Origin of the sequence: Halogeometricum borinquense DSM 11551, assembly GCF_000172995.2 — an archaeon.
Classification (GTDB): Archaea; Halobacteriota; Halobacteria; order Halobacteriales; family Haloferacaceae; genus Halogeometricum; species Halogeometricum borinquense.
On record NC_014735.1, the window covers coordinates 89,832 to 109,775 of the forward strand.

Consider the following 19,944-nt stretch of genomic DNA (forward strand, 5'->3'; position numbering starts at 1 on the left):
CATTAACGTGTTAGGTAGCCGCACCAAGGTTGATAGCTGTATCACAGACGGTCAGCGACCGCCTCGATAGGATGTTGCGGGATTCCGTTTGCACCCTCTCGGTCGCCGAGTTGTGACCGACACGACCCGCCGGGAGCGACAACTCTGTCGCCGTCGCTGGCATCGACCGCATCGAACAGAATGCTCCCGATAGCTTTCGAGAGGGCGTAATGCTCGTCGTGGTAGCCGAAACTCCCCGCCATTCCACAGCAAGTCGTGTCCAACGGATCGACATCGTACCCGACGCGACGCAACACACCGACCGCGTGGTGGTCCTTGTTGGTCCCCTTCTGATTGCAGTGGCCGTGATAGCTGAGTGTTCCGGCCGCGCCGAGCGAGCGGTCATCGACCGGAAGCGACTCGTCGAGTCGGAGCACGTCGAGGTACTCCAAGACACCGTAGGAACTCCCTGCGACCTGTTCGACGCGTTGTCCGTCGAGCAAGTTGCAGTATTCATCTTGGAACATCACGGCGTCGGAGGGTTCAACGAATACGATGTCCCACCCGTCTTCGACTTGGCCGACCAACCGGTCGGTGTTGGACTGCGCTCGTTCTTTAGCGCGATCCAACATTCCCGTCGAGTAGGCAGCGCGACCTGAGGGTGCCGTATCGTCCGGGATACTGACGTGAACGTCCGCAGCCTCCAGAACTGTGACCGCCGCCTTACCAGCCGCCGGATACGAGTAGTTCGTATACGTGTCCGGAAACAGCACGACCCGAGCGTTGGCGTCGGTGCGTTCGACAGTTGACCCACCGCGGCTCTCGAACCAGTCTCGAAGCGTTTCCCGGCGGAAGGGTGGGAGTTCGCGTTCGGGAGCGATACCGAGCGCTTTCTGCATGGCCGTCCGCACCCCCGGAAGCTTCGTGGCCCAATTCGAAAGTGGGGCGAGCATCGATCCGACTTTGGAGGCGGTGTCGATGTTGGCGAATAGGCGTTCACGGAGTCCGATGCCCCTCGCTTGATGGTGCTGGTGTTTCACCTCAGCTTTCAACTTGGCCATATCGACGCCCGTTGGACAGTCGCTTTTACATCCCTTACAGCCGATGCAGAGATCCAGTACCTCCTCTTGGAAGCGTTCTGAGTGTATTTCATCGGGACGAAGGTCGCCGCTGATCGCGGATCGAAGGAGATTCGCACGTCCGCGAGTCGTCTGTACTTCCTCGCGCGAGGCGCGGTAGGTCGGACACATCACCTCCTGTCCGGTCTGACGGCAGGTTCCACACCCGTTACAGAGTTCGACTAGCTGTGAGAAGCCGCCTTCGTCCGTGAAATCGAGCGTCGTCTGCGGCTCTATCGACTGGTACTGCGCACCGTACCGAAGATGTTCGCGCATGTCCGCACCGACACCGCGGTCGGAGTCCGGACCGATATCGTCCGCCCCCGAGCGATAGACGACGTTGCCGGGGTGCATCCACCACTCGGGATCGAACGCCGTCTTCACCCGCTTGAACGCATCCCAGAGCGTCTCACCGTACATCTTCGGATTAAATTCCGTCCGGGCCATCCCGTCGCCGTGTTCGCCCGAGAACGAGCCGTGATGTTCGAGGACGAGATCCGTCACGTCGTCGGTGATAGAGTGCATATCCTCAACACCAGACTCGGACTTGAGATTGAGAATCGGTCGGATGTGGAGCGTCCCCGACCCCGCGTGAGCGAAGTACGCGGCCGACGTGTCGTGGTCGTCTAAAACCGCCTCGAACTTCTGAACGTACGCGGCGAGTTCCGCAGGTGGGACGGTCGCATCCTCGATGAACGGATAGGGCTTCGCGTCGCCCTCAAGCGACATCAAAAGCGGAATAGCGGCCTTGCGAAGTTTCCAGATGTCGGCTTGGTCCGCGTCGGTGTAGGCTTCGACGACTTCGAACGCCGCGCCGTCGTGGATGAATCGCTCGGTCGTCGCGTCGATTGCCGCCTCGAAGTCATCGTGGAGTTCCGAATCGAACTCCAACAGTAGGGCCGCGTCCGTGCCCTCCGGGATGGGTTCGACGTACTCGGCGTACCCGTCGGAGTTGGCCGCAAGCCGAAACACCTCGTCGTCCATCAACTCGACGGCACTCACATCGTACTCCAGTGCAACCGGAACTGCCTCCATCGCCGTCACGAGGTCGTCAAAGCAGTACAAGGCCAGTGCCGTTTCCTCGGGTACCGTGACGAGCGAAAGTTCCGCCTCGACGATAACGCCGAGCGTGCCCTCGCTTCCGACAAATAGCGTTGCGAGATTCATCACTCGCTCGCCGGCGTCGTTCTCGTACACCACTCGGTCGAGATTGTACCCCGAGACGCGGCGTTTGAGGTCGGGGTAGCGCGCTTCAATCTCGTCTGCGTTGTCTTCGACCACTGCGCGGACGGTTCGATAGATGTCGGCCTCGCGGTCGTCCTTCGAGACGATGTCGTTCCACTCCGAGGAGTCGATAACGACTTCGCGCGCCTGCAAAAGCGACCCATCCGAGAGGACGGCCGTCACGGTTTCCGTGTATGCGTCCGTGATACCGTATCTGACCGAGTGAGCGCCCGTCGAGTTGTTTCCGATACCGCCGCCGACGGTCGCGCGGTTCGATGATGCCGGATCGGGAGCAAACTTCAGGCCGTACTCCGACAGTGCCGCGTCCAGGTCGTCCTGCACGACGCCCGGTTGGATACGGACTCGCTTCTCGTCCGGGCGGATTTCGAGGATATCATCCATGTGCCGGGAGACATCGAGAACGACACAACCCGGTCCGACGGTCTGCCCCGCCAGCGACGAACCAGTCCCGCGCGGGAGAATCGGCACTTCATGACTCGTCGCCACCTCGACGGCCGCCTGCACGTCGGACGTATCGGTGGGAAAGACGACACCTGCAGGCTTGGCGCGATAGATACTGCCGTCGGTGGAGTAGAGAATCTGGGCGTACTCGTCAAACTCGACACCGCCTTCGACTCGCGCGCGAAGATCTCTCGCTAAATCACGGTATTTCACCGCGTCCGGTCGGTCGTGTCCGAGTTCGCGTGCCGACCAAGCATCGCGGTCTTCGATCGCCATGACAAAATTCATCATCGACAATAGTTAAAACCTGTGTCGATTGGTGGCAATGAACGCGAGTATCCCGCAGCTATATGAGTCGAGCTGCCACATCAGCCAGTATGCCAAGCGCGACGATACTGCACACGTGTTTGAACGTGGCCGATGCGGCGGAGGCAATCGAGTTCTACAAACAGTTCGGTTTCACCGAATCGTGGCAGTTTACGACACCGGACGGAAGGACGACGAACTACTACGTGAGCGACGGCGACGGTGTCGAACTCCAACTTTCCGAGACTGACGGCGAGACCGACTTCGAGATGGGGACGGGGTGGGATCACCTCGCACTCGGCGTCGAAGACGTGGATCAAACGGTTGAGCGAATCAATCATTACGGCGTCGAGAAGGAACCGGGACCACAACCCGAAGCCGAGGCGTACACTGCCTTCATCAGAGATCCCGACGGACACGTGGTCGAACTCATCGAGCCGTTAGACTGAGACGCCGCTGAGCTAAAGGAAATAAAAGTTGATACGCGCCGATTCGACGTCAGTTGCCGACGTTCGTAGCGCGCTCGACGATGTCAGCGCCGTACATCTCCGCTAACTCCTCGTGCTGGTCCGGTCGGTGTTCGTAGACGTCTTGGAACAGCGTGATCGGCGTCTGTGCGGCCTGATAGGTCGCTTCGTCCCACATCCGGTCTTTCTCGATGTCGATTTCGACGCCGTCGATGACAAGCGTCGTAGACTGGGTCATGGCGATAGCGCCTTTGCCGGCCTCCTTTGCGGCCTCGAACTCCTCCATCGAATCCACGATGTCGTCCATGCTGGGGACGTACGCGGTCATATCCAGCAGTTTCTTCCGGAGGTCGTCCTCGTCTAGCTCCGTCGTCTCGCCGCCTGTGTGCAGCACGTAACCACTGTCAGTCGTTTCGAGTCGGACTTTATCGCCGTTGTAGATCTGCTTGCCGTCGGCCGCCTCAAGTTCTATCTCGCGGTCGTCAACTTCTAGCAACCAACTGCCGGTCTTGGGCGGGAGCGGCGATTTGTTCGCTTCAACGACCTGCCCGGGCGTCAGCGACCAGATGCCGATCATCCCTTTCGCTTGGTTCTCGGTCATTCGCTCGTTGTACCCGTCCACGTCGCGGATGTCGTCGTAGGGACCGTCAACCGCGACGAGTCCGGCGGCGCTGGCACCACGAGACGTGTTGTGACGGAGTTCCGGCCATTCGGGGAGTTCGCCGGTCGGGGTCATCGCTCGCATGTCCTTCGTGTAATCGACTTCGCCATCAACGAGCAGGAACAGTCGTTCGAGATTGTTAGCGGGCTTACCCATCTCCGTACGGAGGTCGCCGAGAGCCAACTCGGCCGCCCCGCTCTCGACAATCACGGACATCGAGAGACTTCCTTCCTCGAGACCGTGCTCGTTTTCCACGATGGTGATGAACTCGTCGGCCTTCTTCCAGTCGTCGATATCACCGACTTCGGGAACGACGAAGCCGTCGATATGCTCTATGGCACCGTTAGCCGGATCCGCAATCTCAAGCATGTGCTGGAACCCCTGATACCGGGTCGCGGGATCATCGCGGTGCCACACAATTCGTGGGTGAATCTCACCAGGGAAGTCGGCCCCGTATTCTGAGACGACTTCGACAATGTTCTCGACACCCTCGTCGCGCATCGATGGTGCCGTCGCGTCCTCGTTGTCGGGAACCCAGACATCCGGAGCCTGCATTCCAGTGAGTTGGGCCGCACTCCGCAGCATCTTCGCGGAGTCGTCTTCACCTTCGACTGCTGTCGGAGAGGTGAAAAACGTGCGCACAAACTCCCGTTCGTAATGCCGTTTGATGCTCATATGACGTATGAACCGAGTTCCTCATAGATAGTTAAATGAACGCATTGTGGCAAAATGTTCATTAATATCATACAGGTTCGTCCACCCGCATCAGATGGATAAACGAGAGGCGGTATATTCCCAGAATTCGTTCGCATATACGAAACGCGGTTTGTCGTATGCGTGCGTGCTGTTGAATATAATCCGAGAATAGAATTTGTGAGATTCTATATTTCCCAGCAGTAATTCGTGCAATCGGATATAAATCTGACATCGATTACCAAATCTGATAGCTTTAGTTTCAGCTTCTCAGAACAGTAAATCGATTTGAGTGATTTCCTTATTCCGAATGAAAGCGTCGCTGCATACTCACCAGAGAGCCATGTTTTAACCGTTCATCAGCAGTAAGAAGCCGGATAGCGGCCGGAAGAGTGTATCTACGGGGTGACGACAATTTTTATCCGCTAGAGTACGCTACGGTTTGCTAATGAAAAACGCAAAAACGGATTCGGTTCGGGCGACGGAAACGTCGCTGGCGGTTCTCTCGGGCATCGAAACCCTTGGTGGGGGTGCGACGCTGGCAGAGCTTACAGACGAACTCGAGTTCGCCAAGAGTACAATATACAAACACCTCAACACGCTCGAAAAAGGAGGACTCGTCGTCATGCGCGACAACGAGTACCTCATCGGATTGCGGTGTCTGGAGCTGGGCGGCATCGCACAACGGTACGACGGTATCTACGAAGTCGCAAAACCCGAGGTGCGTCGGATGGCGGTCGAAACCGGCGAACTGGCGAACCTGATGATCGAAGAACACGGCTACGGAATCTACATTCACACCACCAGTGGCGACCAAGCGGTCAATCTGGACACGAGTCTCGGAAAGCGCGTTCACCTCCACCAGACCGCAATCGGCAAGGCATTACTGTCGAGTTTTTCAGACGAACGGGTCGAGGAAATTCTCGATAGACATGGCCTCCCCGGTGAGACGGACAACACGATCACCGACCGCGAGGCGTTGTTCGAGGAATTAGAGACGATTCGAGCGGAGGGTATCGCGTACGACAAAGAAGAACGAGTGAATGGAACAGGATGCGTCGGCGTACCCGTCGAGACGGGTGACCGGCGAGAAGCCGCCATCAGCATCACCGCCCCTATCAATCGGATGGCCGCACCCGAACGAGAGAGCGAGATCATCGACACAGTGAAGCAGGCAGCTAACGTCATCGAAGTGAATCTTGCCCACAAGTAGCGATTTCCAACCCGCTTGGTACCATACCTTGACAACAGTAACTATGTAATGCCACCGGTATTAGTTAGGAGATGCAGTGAGTAGTGCTACAACCCAATGGCCGGAACACGACTGTCCCAGTCCGAATAGTGGCCGGAACGAACCATCGAACTGAGTAGAACCGAGACGAAGCCGACGACCGACAATTAATACTCAGTTAAGAGAAAATCCACGTTGATTGTAGGTCCAACTATCAATATTTCCACGAGTGTATGGAATAACTATTCCCCCGACATCAGTAAAACGATGTAGCAAGGAACTCATCGGCGAATTTTAGCGGAAAGAAACGAATAGAGCGAGAATCCATCTATGATCGACAGTATATTGGAATTCAAATGAAAATATTCGATTTGTTTAGAGTGCGCCAAATAATCCAGCTACGCGACTTATACAAGTACAACGGAGAAGATCAAAAATTGGTAGTACCTCGGCGATAGAACCTATTCGATAGAATTAATTGTAATACCTCGGGATTCAGTTCTGAGATCAGTCTCGGTCAAAATAACGGTTCGAACTCCGGGTATATTCTGTTATTCTGACCATTCGTTACGACAGTGAAGAAGAATAATGCTGTTTACACTAGTGAGCGCGCATCTAAACTGTCATTCAGTTACACAAACTACTTAACATAGTCGTCACGTGTGTTACATGCTTCCCTCCAATCGGCAGCGGTACACTCGTCTCTAGCCGAACGGACCCGCTGCCGACCCCATAACAGACAATGAGAAAGAATACGAATCAGTTACGCACGTTACTTCTCGTAGCAGTAGTGGTAACGTCGGTATTCGCTAGTACTGCGACGTTCGCGGGGACGGCCGTGGCCGACACCGGAACGGTCACAGCCCCCGCAGAGGACGTCGAAGTCGGTACCGACGCGAACTTCACCGTTGAAGACACAGACAATCCGAACCCCGCGAAAATCGTCTACTTCAGCGACAGTGACGGGACGATAAACGAGGCGGAAACAAAGACGGGAGACGGCACAAACAAGTCGTTCACCGTCGGGAGGTCCATCGTCGATTCTGACCTCGACGGAAATCTCGACGACGAAGTGACCGTCACAAACACGTCGGATGGGTCCACGTACAACGTAAGCAGTATCGACCCCATCGACGGGAACGTCACCGTCGAAAACGCGCCGAACAGCAGCACAGAGATCGAAATAGCATACACCACCGCACCGGAAGCGCAGAACATCGATCTCTCGGGTGACGGGACGGTGACCGCAACGATCGGAACGGCCAAGTCGAACGCCAACACGGACGACGGGATTCTCAAAGTGGCTGCCGGCGATACACTTACCGCCGCGTACTGGGATGCGAGTGCGGGAGTCTACCGTTCTGCGACCGCCAGCGTAACGGCCGCCAACACGGCACCGACGGCGAACGACGACACGACGACAGTCACCAAAGGTGAAAGCGTCACTATCCCCGTCCTCGATAATGACGAAGACGATGGGAGCCTCAACACCTCCTCGGTGACCGTTGTCTCCGAACCGAGTGAAGGGGAGACGACGGTACACAGTAACGGTAGCATTACGTACACGCACACGGCTGACAGCGAAGCGAACGACTCGTTCACGTACGAAGTTGCGGACGACCAAGGAGAAGTCTCGAACACCGCCAACGTAGATGTGACCGTCGAAGTCGCCAACACGGCACCGACGGCGAACGACGACACGACGACGGTCAACAAAGGAGAGACCGTTACTGTCCCCGTCCTCGACAATGACGTGGACGATGGTACCTTCGACAACTCCTCTCTGATCGTGGTCTCGGGACCAAGCGAAGGGGAGACAACGGTGAACAGTGACGGTACCATCACGTACACGCACACGGCCGATAGAGTGGCTGATGACTCGTTCAAATACAAAGTTGAAGACGACCAAGGAGTGGAATCGAACATCGCTACCGTGGATGTGACTGTCGAGACCGCCGTACCTGATAACACGGCCCCCAAGTATCTTGCCAGCGCCCACTACGACGAGGACGAAGGCGACGGAGACACTGAAATCGAACTCTCGTTCAGTGAACCCGTCGAGAACCTCGGAGACTCAGAGATATACATCAACGGCGACCCGAAAGGAACGCTCAGCGGGTACGCCGCCAGTATCGATCACACCGGTGGTCGGTACGTTGCGACGCTCGACGGCAACCAAGTGAACACGGGCGATATCAAAATCCGACTCGCCGACGATATTACGGATACGTCGGACTCGGAGAACCGTCTCAGTAACCCCGGAAACAAATCGGTCGTCGTCGCACCGGTGACCGTCTCGGAAGCCGAGCGAAATCTGAACGTGTACATCGGAACGAAAATTGCCGTCGTCGGAGACTCTCCTAATACGCCCGTCGAAATCGTCAACGGGGACTATCAGGCCGGTTCGACCGGCGACAACAGCCACGTCTACATCTTCGATACGGCCAACGAAGATACCGACGACTACGACATCACTATCGGAAGTGGCGCAGACGAAGTCGAGGTCGAAGTCATACTCCGTAACCTTGCTCTCGACATCGATATCGACGACCGAAACGTCACCGAAGATGAGACAATCGAAGGGATGGTCTCCTCGAAAGACGGTAACCGACCGGTCACACTCGAGCTCCTTGACGATGACGGCGACGTCGTCAAGGGGAGCACTATTACGGGCAGATTCGACGGACAGGCGGAGTACGAGTTCAGCCTCGACGCGTCGAGTCTCGATCTCGATCCCGGAGAGTACAACCTCAGAGTAACCGACGACCAGTCCGGTGTCCAAGAGGAGTCCCGAGACATCACGGTCACCGAAGCTGGCATCGGAGTCGCTGAGATTCCCGGTGACCGAACCTTCTACGAAGACCGCGGTGACGTGGCAAAGATTGCAATCGACATTCGGAATACCGACACAGCGACGTTGGCAATCGGGAATTCCGATAAGGGATTCAGGTCCAACGTGACAGTCAAAGACGGCAACGAAGACGGGAGAGTCGAACTCCTGTTCAACACCTACGCCGTCACGGGCTTAGAAGGCGAACTCTCGGACAGCGAGCGCGATGCTGTCTACTCCACGAACAACTCCGAGGACAGCGTGACGGACGCCGACGTAGACGAGCAGAACTCGGTCAGTAGCCTTCTCGAAGGGGCGAGTTACCCGCTCGAAGTGAGGGCCGGAGAGAGTTCGGACATGTCGGACTCGCAGGGTGTTGGACAGCTCATCCTCCAAGAACGTGAGACGTCGTGGATACAGAGTTGGACTGCACCGTCGCAAAGAAACTACGATACAGCCGACGAGATTCACGAGGCAATAACTACCAACAACCTTACAAAAAGTAACAAAGTTGCGTTCGGAGACTTAGCGGTCCATCGCATCAAGGCATCGGGGATCGAAGGCGCACTCAAAACAAAAGCCGACGACGTGGAAGATGCGTTCTTCGAACTCAGCGACGATGGAGACATCTCCTTTACGGTCGAGCAAGCTGACCCGGGTCCGAACCGCGAACCGTATCAATTCGTCCTTGACGGAAGTCACTCGGACGTCGTCGCCGACGGCGAGAACGACACATACTACGTCATCGTGGACACGGACGAAGTCGAGACCACCGAACGGAGCGTAGAACCCGAACACAGTTTGACCGCCAACTTTACCGTCTTCGGAGACACGGGCCTCGCAGATGAGGAAGACCAAACGGTGAAGGCCAAGTACGAACTCGTTGAAGCTGAATTCGGGGTTGAAGAACCGCTGAACGTCTCTGCGACAGCAGACGAAGTCATCGGCGGCGAGACGAACCTCGCGCCCGGAACACAGATCGACATTCTGATTCGGGACAGCGGCGACACGCGGCCACCGTTCGTGAAGACGGGTACCGCCTACGTCTCCGAGGATGGAACGTTCGAGAGCACGGTTGACTTCAGCGAACAGAGCGTAAACGATACGTTCGATGCCTTCATCGACGGCGGCCCCGCAGGTGAGGTCACCATCGAGGGGAACGTCGTCGATGACGGCGAGACGCCGACACCGACCGATACCCCGATAACGTCGACGAGCACGACGACAACCGACACGTCCACCGATACGCCAACGCCCACGAAAACGGCAACGCCAACTGACACACCGACGCCCACGGAAACGCTCCAACCCGTCGATACGCCCGGATTCGGTATCCCCATCGCTGTCGTTGCCTTCCTCGCCGCGGCGCTCCTCGTGAGTCGCCGCGAGTAACGACAGCAGCAACTTGTTTTTCGACGCCGAAGCGGTTTTATCCGAACTCAGATGCGAATTTGCGAGCGGTAGCTGGTCGTCCAAATGAGTCCGAGTACGGGAACAACCCGATTATATTACTAATGTATATTGCGCTGGAGTCGATACAGTCGGCTATGGCATTCACAGACGACCTGTCAGCGGTCGCGGACCCGGTATGGGACGCCATCGTCGCCCATCCGATGGTCGAACAGTTGGGAGCAGGCACTCTCAGTACGGAGCCGTTCGAGTACTGGGTCAGGCAGGACTACGTCTATCTGGTGGACTACTCACGGGTGTTCGCCTACGGGGCGGCGACGGCGCCGGACCTCGACAAAATGGGGACGTTCGCCGAACTCCTCGATTCGACCATTAACACGGAGATGGATCTTCACCGCGCCTACGCCGCGGAGTTCGGTATCTCGGAGGCGGAGTTAGAAGCGACCGAAGCATCGCCAACGACCAGAGCGTACACCGACTTCCTCGTCCGCGTCGCGGCAACGGGAACGTTCGGTGACCTCGTCGCCGTTCTCCTGCCGTGCATGTGGGGATTCAACGAGACGGCGAAACGGCTAGAATCCGAAGGGATGCCCGACGACGACCGGTACGCCGAGTGGATACAAACGTACGCGGGCGAGGAGTTCACCGAACTGACGACGTGGTGCAAAGAGTTGATGAACGACGTGGCGGTGGGGCGGAGCGACGCGGAGCGTGAACGGTTCCGAAACCTGTTCGAGACCTCCGCTCGCTACGAGTACCGATTCTGGGACGCCGCGTGGCGACAGGAGGAGTGGTCGATATGAGCCGTGAAGAGACAGCGTCGGAGCGCGTCCCCGAGACGTTCGAGGCGTACGCCGAGACGACGGACGAAGCCCGGTTCACCGACTGGCTTCGGGAGCGTTCGCAACCAGACTGGGACGCAGCGACGACACACCGCTTCACGCGCGAACTCGGTGCTGACGAACTCGACGACGAAGTGTTCCGGCGGTATCTCGTGCAGGATTACGCGTTCCTCGAAACGCTGGTCGGTCTCGTCGGCCACGCCGTGGGCGATGCACCGACGATGGCGGCGAAAAGCCAACTCACGGAGTTTCTCGGGACGCTCACGGCCGACGAAAACGACTACTTCGAGCGTTCGTTCGAGGCCCTCGGCGTTCCGCCAGAGACGTACACCGATCCGGACCTGACGCCGACGACGATGGCGATGGAGGACCTGCTCGAACGGGCCGCACGTGAAGGCGGGTACGCCGAAACGCTCGCCGTCTTCGTGCCCGCCGAGTGGATTTACCGGGAGTGGGCAACTGCGGTCGCCAACGAGTCGCCCTCGCGGTTCTACCTCGCAGAGTGGATAGAACTCCACGCCGTCGAGGAATTCCAAGCCGTTGTCGGATGGTTGCGCGACGAACTCGACCGGGAAGGGGCCGCCGCCGCACCGCAGCGACGACGACGCCTCGAACGACTGTTCCGACGCACGGCATCGTTGGAAGTCGCGTTCTTCGACGCGGCATATGACTCAGACGGCAAGAGCGCGACGGGCGACGCGGACGTGCCCGGAGGTGAGAAGTAATGGTGAGTTCAACTATCGCGCTCGCCCTCACAGTCGCCACGCTCGTCATCTTCACCGGGATCGGTGTCTGGTTCTCACGCGGGAAAGTCGAATCCGTCGAAGACCTCATCACCGCCCGGAACGCGACCGGCGAGGGGCAGATGAGCGCCACCCTCATCGCCTCGGTCATGGGCGTCTGGATTCTACTGTCAGCCCCCGAGGCGGGGGCGCTATACGGCATTGCGGCCGTCATCGGTTACGGAATCGGTGAGGCGGTACCAATGCTCGCGTACTCGCGTCTCGGCCCGCGGATTCGGGAGTTGATTCCGGAAGGACACTCGCTCACCGAGTACGCCTACGCGCGGTACGGTGGCGCGATGTACGCCTTCGTCATCGTTGTCAGCGTTCTCTACATGTTCGTGTTCCTCGCCGCGGAACTGACGGGGATTTCGCTGGCACTCAATCACGTCGCCGGGATCCCACAGTGGCAGACGGCGGTCCTCGTCGGCGGCTTCGTCCTTCTGTACACCGGCTACGGCGGTCTCCGAGCGAGTATCTTCACCGACACGATTCAGACGATGGTGATACTCCCGCTACTCGTCCTCAGCGTCGCCGCGGTCATACTGACGCTTGGCGGTCCCGGCGCGATTCACCAAGGCGTCGTCGAAGCGAACGCGACACTCCTCGACCCCGGATTTGTCCCCGGGCTTAGGTTCGGTATCGCGCTCGTATTCGCCGTCCTCGGCGCGGAACTCGTTAATCAGACGTGGTGGCAACGCATCTACGCCGCCACCGATTCAGGCGTACTCGAACGTGGCTTCCGAACCGCAACGGTCGCAAACGGTCTCATCCTCGTGTTGGCGACGCTCCTCGGCGTCGTCGCCGTCGGCAACGCCGACGTGGTGACGCAACTCGGAAGCGAGAACTACAACGCCGGTATCGCCTTCTTCGTGCTACTCGAAGGCGTATTCGGGGAGTGGTTAGTCCTCGGCGTCCTCCTGCTCGCGCTCACGCTTGTGATGAGTACGGCAGACACGCTGTTCAACGCGTTGTCGAGTCTCGTGACCGCCGATCTCCCCCGACTGCTCAACGACCCGGACGACCGAACGCTGCGACTCGGCGCACGCGCAGTTACCGTCGTCGTCGCTGTCGCGGCAATCGCCGTCAGTCTTCGTGCGCGGAGCGTCCTCCGCTTGTTCTTCGTCGCCGACTTACTCGGGGCCGCCGTCGGCTTCCCGCTCGTCTACGGGCTCTTCACCGGGCGACTCTCCGGAGCGGGGGCGCTGGCAAGCAGTATCACCGGGCTGGCAGTAGGGAGCGCCTTCTTCCCCTTCCCGTTCGGGCTTCACGGGCTGGTGGACGGACTGCTCGGCGGTGCGCTACCCGCACCTGACGCAACTTACCTGCTCCCGTTCGCCAGCGCCTTCCTCGTCTCGACGGTGCTGGCGCTAGCCGCCGCACGACTCTCGACCGACGAGTTCGACCTGAGTCGCCTCTCGCGGGAGATTCGGAGACTCGACGAACCGGTTCCGGATGGCGGGACCGCATCCGAAACTGGGAGACAACTGCAGACTGAAGACACGACTGAGGTGAGCGAGTGATGGCCGCAATCGGGCCAACGATGTTCAGTATACTCCTCTGGGGGAGCGTCCTCGGCGTCTTCCTCGTCTTCGTCTTCGAGGTGTACACGCTCGCCGGCGGAACGTCTCGATTAGTACGGAACTAGAACGAACACATTTTTATCTCCAAGTAATATCACCGAGGTATGAGCGAAATGACGGGTGAAACGGGTGTTCAAAGCGGAACTGCACGGGGGTATCTGAGTGAGATGGGGCCGTCGTGGGTGGCCGGGGCAATCGCCGCCGGGCCGGCCTCGATGGCGAGTCTGATCACCGCCGGTGCTGGCTTCGGCTACTCGCTGTTGTGGGTCGTGCTACTCTCCGCTGTCGCCGGGACAGTCGCACAGTATCTTGCGATGCGACTAGGGTTGCTCTCCGGGCAGGGTATTGTAACTCTCGTCGAGTCGTATCTCGGTGAGTCGTGGGCGTGGATCCTCGTGGTGGACGTGGTCGTCGCCGCCGGTGTGGCACAACTGGTTATCATGAAAACGGTTGCCTCCGTGTCGGCGACGATAACCGGTATCGACGCCCGAATCTGGGGTGTGATCTGGGCCGTCATCCTTCTCGCCGGGCTTGCTGGGCGTGGCTACCGCTTCCTCGAACTCGCGGCGAAGGCGCTCGTCGCCGCTGTTGTCCTCGCATTCGTCGCCTCGGCGTTTATCGTCCCCATCGACGCCGGAAGCGCAGTTCAGGGACTGATCCCGACACTCCCGTCCAACGGTGCCCTCGTCGCCGCGGGCATCCTCGGCGGCGCGGTTCATATTACGCTGATCACGATGCACTCGTACACGATGCGAGCGCGCGGGTGGGACGAATCCGACTACGGTCTCGCCACGTTCGACGTGATAGCCTCGATGCTCGTCGCGTTCGGGATCTACAGCATCTCGATATTCCTCGTCGCTGCCAGCGTCCTCTCGGATCCGAACCTGACGACGGTCGGGGCCGCCCAAGCCCTCGGTCCACTCGTCGGACCAAATGCGAAGTGGTTGTTCCTCCTCGGACTGGGCGGTGCGGCGGTTTCGACGCTCGGTGGGAACACTATCGTTCCGCCGTTCGTCGTCGCGGACAAACTCGGCTGGGGGACGACCGTCGAGGACTCCCGTTACCGCGCGCTGCTCGCTGCGTTCGCCCTTCTCTCCGCACCCGGTGCGTTCATCGGAGGGCAGGTCATCGGACAACTCGTCCTCGTTCTTGCACTCGGGACGGTTGGAACGCCGTTCGCTATCGCTGTGGTGCTGTACCTTCTGAACTCCGAGGCAGTCCCGAAGTCGAACGCGACGCTCGCAAACGCCGGTGGCGTCGGCATCTTGCTCGTCTCGGGCGCACTCGCCGCAAACTTCGTCCGGGGACAGATCGCCGGTGGTGTCGAACTCCTGTCGGGGGCGGTTCTGGCGTTCGCCGTTATTCTCGGCGTCGCAATCGTCGTTCTCCTCGGAAAGTACGTCCGCGAAGAGGTGTCGGTCGCCTGACGGCGTCGGGATAAATGGTGTGAAGTACCACTGCGCATAAGACTCACAAGGAGGGACGCGCTACATACGAACGATGTATCGAGTACTCATCCAGACCGGGAGCATCGAGTGCGACGAGTACACGCACACGGACTACGGGATCGAACTGTACGATGAGGATCAGTTCGTCGCATTCGTGCCGTACGAAAACCTGCTGGCGGTCGTAGATGAGACGACGAAGTCGGCCGAAGATCGCGCGATACTGTGATCGCTCACTCGGGAGTATATCCCTCAATCCCGGTTTCACGCAGATACTCCTCCAGAAGCGTCGGGAACCGGCCGCCCCGTACGTACCGAAGTCCGAACTCGTCGGCCCACGAGATGATTCCTCGGTCCTCCGTCACCACACCCGCGTTCAACTCGCGAGCGAGGACGAGCAGGTCAAAATCCTCGCGAGAGTCGAGAACGCCCCGCCGAAGCGCCCGACGATACTTGTCTCGCATCTTCGAGAGAACGCGGTCGGCCTCCGTCATGTACGCCTCGGTCCCGTCTTCGCCAGTTGTAGCAGCGAGATTCTCCGGATCGAGTTGTTCGACCTCTCGAATCGCCTCCTCAGAGACGCGCAGGCCCCGGTCAACCCGGTCGCTCATCTCGTCTACGAAGTTGTAGACGATGTTTGCGGGGATAGTGACGCCGTAGCGGTCCGGACTCTTTCTGACCACCCACGTATCGAGTTTCGTGAACACCTCCTCTCCGACTTCCCTGTCACGCAACATCGCTGCGAGTTCGTCGTGGATGGACGGCGGCATATGACAGGAGATGTTGAGTTCCAGTCGTGCCATAGCCACGAGTTCCAGCAGGTGGAGTACGGCCTCCTCCAGTGATTCGTCCTCCCGACGAATCTCTTCGGTGATGAACAACGAAGTGTCGAGGACGAACTGTTGACGCGGGAGTTCACTGGACATACGTCGTACTTCGTGACCAACCCATAAAGGCATCATCCCGATACTCCGGACTGACAAAGCGAAACGTCGGATTCGCCCTCGTCCTTTTGACTCACAAGAGCCTCAGTTACAGCATGGACGACCGTGAATACTTCGAGCGGCTAGAGTCCACCGCGGAGACGCCCGACGAGCTGTTCGAACATTTCAGCCGGCGTTCAATCGACGGTCGGACGTACTACGTACTGTCCGACGCGCGTCACGGGGTCGAACGCGGGACCGTCGTCGTCGAAGCGGCCGACGCCGTCGTCCGAGGGTATCCAAGCATCCCGCGCGTGTTAGTACTCGATAGCGGCGTCGCCGCCTTCTTCGATGACGATCAGACGGTCGTCGCAGAAGAGAAGCTAAACGGGTTCAACGTCCGTATCGCCGATGTCGGAGAGCCGCTCGCGTTCACCAAAGGCGGGCACGTCTGTCCGTACACGACGTCACGTGTCCGCGACCTCCTCGATCTGTCGTCGTTCTTCGCCGACTACCCCAAGATGATGCTGTGTGCCGAACTCATCGGCCCGGAGACACCCTACACGACGCACGACTACGAGGGTATCGACTCGAACGCAGTCCGAGTGTTCGGGATCCGCAACCGCGCGACCGGCGAACCACTCCCGGTCGAATCACGGCGTGATCTCTGCGACGAGTACGGTTTTCCCCAACCACGCCTATTTGGGTGGTACAGTCAGGGAGCGGTCGTCGAGGGAGTACGGGAAGCTATCTCGGAACTCGATGACGCCGGACGGGAGGGTGTGGTGATGAAATCCGCTGACGGAACGGAGATGGTCAAGTACACGACCGAATCTCACCATCACGACGAACTCGTCTACGCGTTCTCGCTTCCGTTCGACCGCGGCCGCGACTTCTTTTTCTCGCGCGTCATCCGAGAAGCCTTTCAGGCGGTGGAATTCGACGAAGACGACGAGCGGTTGCGAGACAGGGCGCACGACCTCGGTGAATCGGTGCTGCTTCCCGCAGTCGAGACGATACGCGAGGTTCAAGCAGGTAAAACCGCCGGTGAGCGCCACACTGTTCGGGGTGACTCAGAGAGCATCGATGCGCTCCTCGATCATCTGCGCAACCACTCCTTGACGGTCGAAATCGAATCGGACCGCCGCGAGGACGGAGAACGGATTGTCGAGTTCGTGAAAGTCGCGGAATCAACGATGGGACGCACGCAGTACTATCTCGACGGTGGAACGTACAACGAGTAAAGACGTACCGCCTGTCGGAGTTTCTGGACTGAAACCGACGCTCGTAGTTCGTCTCCGAGATGGACTTGCCGCGGTCGAGAACACCACTGTTTTAGCCAGTTTATGACAACAATAGGTGGTGTTTTTGAAAGATGATATATTTGTTATATATTTATGAAGAAAGGATAGAATAGTGGTGTTATAGGACCTAATATGCGCTTTCTACCCAATTTACTCTGAAAATAAAATAGACAGATGGGATATGAGTTAACCAAGGATCGTATAGATTTGACTGTTCTGTTACGATTAGGCCGCAAACCATGTGAACCTTACTCATATTCTCGGCTACCCAGAAGTACAACTCTGTTATTTGCGCGCGACGGTCGCCATCTCACCTGTGGAGAGATGACTGTATCAGACCTGATGCGGAAGAACGTAGTAACGGCTACTCCAGACACTGCAGCAAGCGAACTTGCTCAGCAGATGCGCGACGAGAACGTCGGGAGCGTCGTCGTCGAAGCGGATAACCGTCCGGCGGGAATCGTCACCGACCGGGATCTCGCAGTTGGTCCGTTCGCCGAGAGCGCCGATCCTGAGACAGTGACGGCGGAAGACGTGATGACATCGGACCTCACAACCGTCACGACAGACACCGGTGTCATGGAACTATGTGACGAACTGTGCGAGGCGAGCGTCCGGCGGATGCCAGTCGTAGACGGCGACGGGACGCTGGCAGGTATCGTCACGCTTGACGACTTGCACGTCCTCTTCGCCAGAGAGCAACAGAATCTGACTGACGTTATCGAAGCCGAATCACCGCCGTACTGAAGTGGTGATTCGGACGACTGTTAGAATCTCACTCAGTGTGGTTACACGTCAAGGTCCGAGTCTTACCCAGTACAGTGGTCAATCGCTTGACGGACTGCTTCCGTCCGCCCAATAAACGTCAGGTGGTCACCTCGCTCAATCGTGTCCTCTGGGTGCGGGAGCTGATTGGTCTCATCCCGACTCAGTAATGCGAGATGGCAGTCCTCCGGAAGTTCAGCCATAAGTTCCGAAATTGTCTCGCCGACAATCGCGACGTTCGTGACTTCGATCTCTTGAACATCGCCGGTTCGGCCCAGTTCAGTCATCCAGCGAGAAATCGCCGGGCGCTCAATTACGTTATCCATCGACCACGCAACCGACATACCCGTCGAAATCGGCTCGATATCGAGGTCCTCGAACGCATCAATATTACCCGGCTGATTCACGCGGGCAACGACGCGCTCTACTCCGAACGTGTTCTTTGCGAGTTGGGCGACCAGCAGGTTCACGTCATCGGTACCGGTCGCGGCCGCCACGACCCTCGCGTTATTGGCACCTGCTGACTCTAATACCTCCTGCTGAGTCCCGTCGCCGTGCCGAACGGAAAACCCGTCCGCTCTGAGGGTTTCGACGGTTTGATCATCGTTGTCGATGATCAGAACCTCTTCATCGCGTTCCTCAAGCCGTTCGGTCAAGGCTTGTCCGACGCGCCCGCCACCGATGATGAGTGTCCGCATTGGAATCACGTCCAGCGCTTGGGCGATATGACGAGCTAAGCCCCCTTCAAAGACAACGGTCGAAACGATCACTAAGAATACGGTGCCAACGAGCATTGTCGCGGCTTGTGGATTTTGCGACTGCAGTTCGAGTGCGAACAGCGTGGCGACACTGGCTGGGATAATCCCGCGTGGGCCGATCGCACTGATATAGAGCCGTTCGTCGAACGTCAGGCGATCCCCGACCGTACAAAGTATGACGAGCGCGGGACGGATCACACCGGCGACTACAATGACTACCACCACCCCTCCGATCCCGAGCGAGAGTATATCTCTAAGGGACAGTAGAGATGCAAGCGTGATGAAGACGAACGAGATCACGAGGAGGGTGATATCGCCTTTGAAGCGTTCGATATCACCTCGGTAGGGGATTTCGGCGTTACCGAGGGTGAATCCACCAGTTGCAACAGCAGCAATCCCTGCTTCCGGGGCGACAATCTCTGCTATTCCGTACATGACGAGAGATGCAACCAAGACTATCAACCGTGCGTTCTGTGGAGCATTCTCGACGGAGAGGCTGACGTGCCGGAGGAGATACCAGACAATCCCCGCGACAACGCTCCCGACGAGAATTCCGCCTCCAAGTCGCATCCCGAATTCACGGATGAGCGTCGGGAATCCTTGCGTCTCAAGTAAAACGAATTCGAACATCACGAAGGCAAGGATTGCGGCCGTGACGTCGTTGACGACGCCTTCGGTTTCGAGCGTGGTAGCGACGCGGTTACGAACGGGGACGACGTTCATGATCGGCGTGATGACCGTCGGTCCGGTTGCGATCAGAAGTGATCCGATCAAGAAGGCGACGCTCCATGATGCATCAAGCGCGAATCGAACGACGGTTGCAGTGCCGATGAGAGAGATGACCGCGCCAATGGTGACAAGTCGGAACGTCTCTCGTGGTGCTTCACGCAAACGCTCGAAATTTAGATGAAATGCTCCCTCGAAGACGATAATGGCGACGCTCAGCCCAACGATCGCCGGAAGTCCATCGCCGAAGACAGCCGGAGTGATAACACCGAGTCCCTCCGGGCCAACAGCGATGCCCGCGAGAATGAGGAACATCACACTCGGAACCCGCAATCTGTCTGCGATGACTTGAGCGGCGACTCCCAGTCCCAAGATCGTAACGACGATAACGATGAGTTCAGAGGTAGCGGCCACGGATTCAGTGCTGTGTTTGCA

15 protein-coding genes are annotated in these 19,944 nt (G+C 58.2%); 11 read left to right on the plus strand and 4 right to left on the minus strand.

Features of this window, described 5'->3' with window-relative positions:
* Positions 1-41: 41 nt before the first annotated feature.
* The gene (locus HBOR_RS14735) at positions 42-3,059 is read right to left on the minus strand and encodes an FAD-binding and (Fe-S)-binding domain-containing protein (protein ID WP_006056043.1); all 3,018 of its coding nucleotides are present in this window, start codon (positions 3,057-3,059) and stop codon (positions 42-44) included.
* 101 nt (positions 3,060-3,160) lie between these two features.
* Between HBOR_RS14735 and HBOR_RS14740 the strand changes: the two genes are divergently transcribed.
* Positions 3,161-3,538, plus strand: coding sequence for a VOC family protein (locus HBOR_RS14740; RefSeq protein WP_006056042.1), 378 nt, complete (start codon positions 3,161-3,163; stop codon positions 3,536-3,538).
* Between the two features lie 49 nt (positions 3,539-3,587).
* Here the strand turns inward: HBOR_RS14740 and aceB are convergent, their stop codons facing one another.
* On the minus strand, positions 3,588-4,892 hold the full coding sequence (aceB, locus tag HBOR_RS14745) for a malate synthase AceB (RefSeq protein ID WP_006056041.1): 1,305 nt from the start codon (positions 4,890-4,892) through the stop codon (positions 3,588-3,590).
* A gap of 466 nt (positions 4,893-5,358) precedes the next feature.
* Here aceB and HBOR_RS14750 point away from each other — a divergent pair, with 466 nt between their 5' ends.
* From HBOR_RS14750 to HBOR_RS20080, 8 genes are all read left to right on the plus strand, one after another.
* Complete coding sequence (locus tag HBOR_RS14750; protein ID WP_006056040.1) at positions 5,359-6,123, plus strand: IclR family transcriptional regulator; 765 nt, start codon at positions 5,359-5,361, stop codon at positions 6,121-6,123.
* A gap of 808 nt (positions 6,124-6,931) precedes the next feature.
* Positions 6,932-10,363 carry an Ig-like domain-containing protein gene (locus HBOR_RS14755; protein ID WP_241432394.1) on the plus strand — a complete coding sequence of 1,144 codons (3,432 nt, stop codon included), beginning with the start codon at positions 6,932-6,934 and terminating at the stop codon, positions 10,361-10,363.
* 155 nt (positions 10,364-10,518) lie between these two features.
* Positions 10,519-11,184 (plus strand): thiaminase II, encoded by a 666-nt coding sequence (gene tenA, locus HBOR_RS14760; RefSeq protein ID WP_006056038.1) that lies wholly within the window; start codon positions 10,519-10,521, stop codon positions 11,182-11,184.
* Positions 11,181-11,948, plus strand: coding sequence for a TenA family protein (locus tag HBOR_RS14765; RefSeq protein WP_006056037.1), 768 nt, complete (start codon positions 11,181-11,183; stop codon positions 11,946-11,948). Before tenA ends, HBOR_RS14765 begins: the two co-directional genes overlap by 4 nt.
* A complete protein-coding gene (locus tag HBOR_RS14770; protein ID WP_006056036.1) occupies positions 11,948-13,528 on the plus strand; it encodes a sodium:solute symporter family transporter in 1,581 nt (526 codons plus the stop codon). The genes HBOR_RS14765 and HBOR_RS14770 overlap by 1 nt, the downstream gene beginning before the upstream one ends.
* Complete coding sequence (locus HBOR_RS20495) at positions 13,528-13,653, plus strand: hypothetical protein (RefSeq protein ID WP_006056035.1); 126 nt, start codon at positions 13,528-13,530, stop codon at positions 13,651-13,653. The genes HBOR_RS14770 and HBOR_RS20495 overlap by 1 nt, the downstream gene beginning before the upstream one ends.
* A gap of 39 nt (positions 13,654-13,692) precedes the next feature.
* Positions 13,693-15,015 (plus strand): NRAMP family divalent metal transporter, encoded by a 1,323-nt coding sequence (locus tag HBOR_RS14775; RefSeq protein WP_006056034.1) that lies wholly within the window; start codon positions 13,693-13,695, stop codon positions 15,013-15,015.
* Positions 15,016-15,088: 73 nt separating this feature from the next.
* Complete coding sequence (locus tag HBOR_RS20080; protein ID WP_006056033.1) at positions 15,089-15,262, plus strand: hypothetical protein; 174 nt, start codon at positions 15,089-15,091, stop codon at positions 15,260-15,262.
* Between the two features lie 4 nt (positions 15,263-15,266).
* Here the strand turns inward: HBOR_RS20080 and HBOR_RS14780 are convergent, their stop codons facing one another.
* Positions 15,267-15,959, minus strand: coding sequence for an RNA ligase partner protein (locus HBOR_RS14780; protein WP_006056032.1), 693 nt, complete (start codon positions 15,957-15,959; stop codon positions 15,267-15,269).
* Positions 15,960-16,072: 113 nt separating this feature from the next.
* Here HBOR_RS14780 and HBOR_RS14785 point away from each other — a divergent pair, with 113 nt between their 5' ends.
* Positions 16,073-17,200, plus strand: coding sequence for an RNA ligase (locus HBOR_RS14785; RefSeq protein ID WP_006056031.1), 1,128 nt, complete (start codon positions 16,073-16,075; stop codon positions 17,198-17,200).
* Between the two features lie 384 nt (positions 17,201-17,584).
* Positions 17,585-18,007, plus strand: coding sequence for a CBS domain-containing protein (locus tag HBOR_RS14790; protein ID WP_013446566.1), 423 nt, complete (start codon positions 17,585-17,587; stop codon positions 18,005-18,007).
* Between the two features lie 62 nt (positions 18,008-18,069).
* Here the strand turns inward: HBOR_RS14790 and HBOR_RS14795 are convergent, their stop codons facing one another.
* Complete coding sequence (locus HBOR_RS14795; RefSeq protein ID WP_006056029.1) at positions 18,070-19,923, minus strand: cation:proton antiporter; 1,854 nt, start codon at positions 19,921-19,923, stop codon at positions 18,070-18,072.
* Positions 19,924-19,944: the final 21 nt, after the last annotated feature.

Bases quoted from the DNA above. Each gene is read 5' to 3' on its own strand.
- HBOR_RS14775 (WP_006056034.1), top strand. From the start codon at position 13,693: ATGAGCGAAATGACGGGTGAAACGGGTGTTCAAAGCGGAACTGCACGG.
- HBOR_RS14785 (WP_006056031.1), top strand. From the start codon at position 16,073: ATGGACGACCGTGAATACTTCGAGCGGCTAGAGTCCACCGCGGAGACG.
- HBOR_RS14750 (WP_006056040.1), top strand. From the start codon at position 5,359: ATGAAAAACGCAAAAACGGATTCGGTTCGGGCGACGGAAACGTCGCTG.
- HBOR_RS14740 (WP_006056042.1), top strand. From the start codon at position 3,161: ATGCCAAGCGCGACGATACTGCACACGTGTTTGAACGTGGCCGATGCG.
- HBOR_RS14770 (WP_006056036.1), top strand. From the start codon at position 11,948: ATGGTGAGTTCAACTATCGCGCTCGCCCTCACAGTCGCCACGCTCGTC.
- HBOR_RS20080 (WP_006056033.1), top strand. From the start codon at position 15,089: ATGTATCGAGTACTCATCCAGACCGGGAGCATCGAGTGCGACGAGTAC.
- HBOR_RS14790 (WP_013446566.1), top strand. From the start codon at position 17,585: ATGACTGTATCAGACCTGATGCGGAAGAACGTAGTAACGGCTACTCCA.
- tenA (WP_006056038.1), top strand. From the start codon at position 10,519: ATGGCATTCACAGACGACCTGTCAGCGGTCGCGGACCCGGTATGGGAC.
- HBOR_RS20495 (WP_006056035.1), top strand. From the start codon at position 13,528: ATGGCCGCAATCGGGCCAACGATGTTCAGTATACTCCTCTGGGGGAGC.
- aceB (WP_006056041.1), bottom strand. From the start codon at position 4,892: ATGAGCATCAAACGGCATTACGAACGGGAGTTTGTGCGCACGTTTTTC.
- HBOR_RS14780 (WP_006056032.1), bottom strand. From the start codon at position 15,959: ATGTCCAGTGAACTCCCGCGTCAACAGTTCGTCCTCGACACTTCGTTG.
- HBOR_RS14735 (WP_006056043.1), bottom strand. From the start codon at position 3,059: ATGGCGATCGAAGACCGCGATGCTTGGTCGGCACGCGAACTCGGACAC.
- HBOR_RS14765 (WP_006056037.1), top strand. From the start codon at position 11,181: ATGAGCCGTGAAGAGACAGCGTCGGAGCGCGTCCCCGAGACGTTCGAG.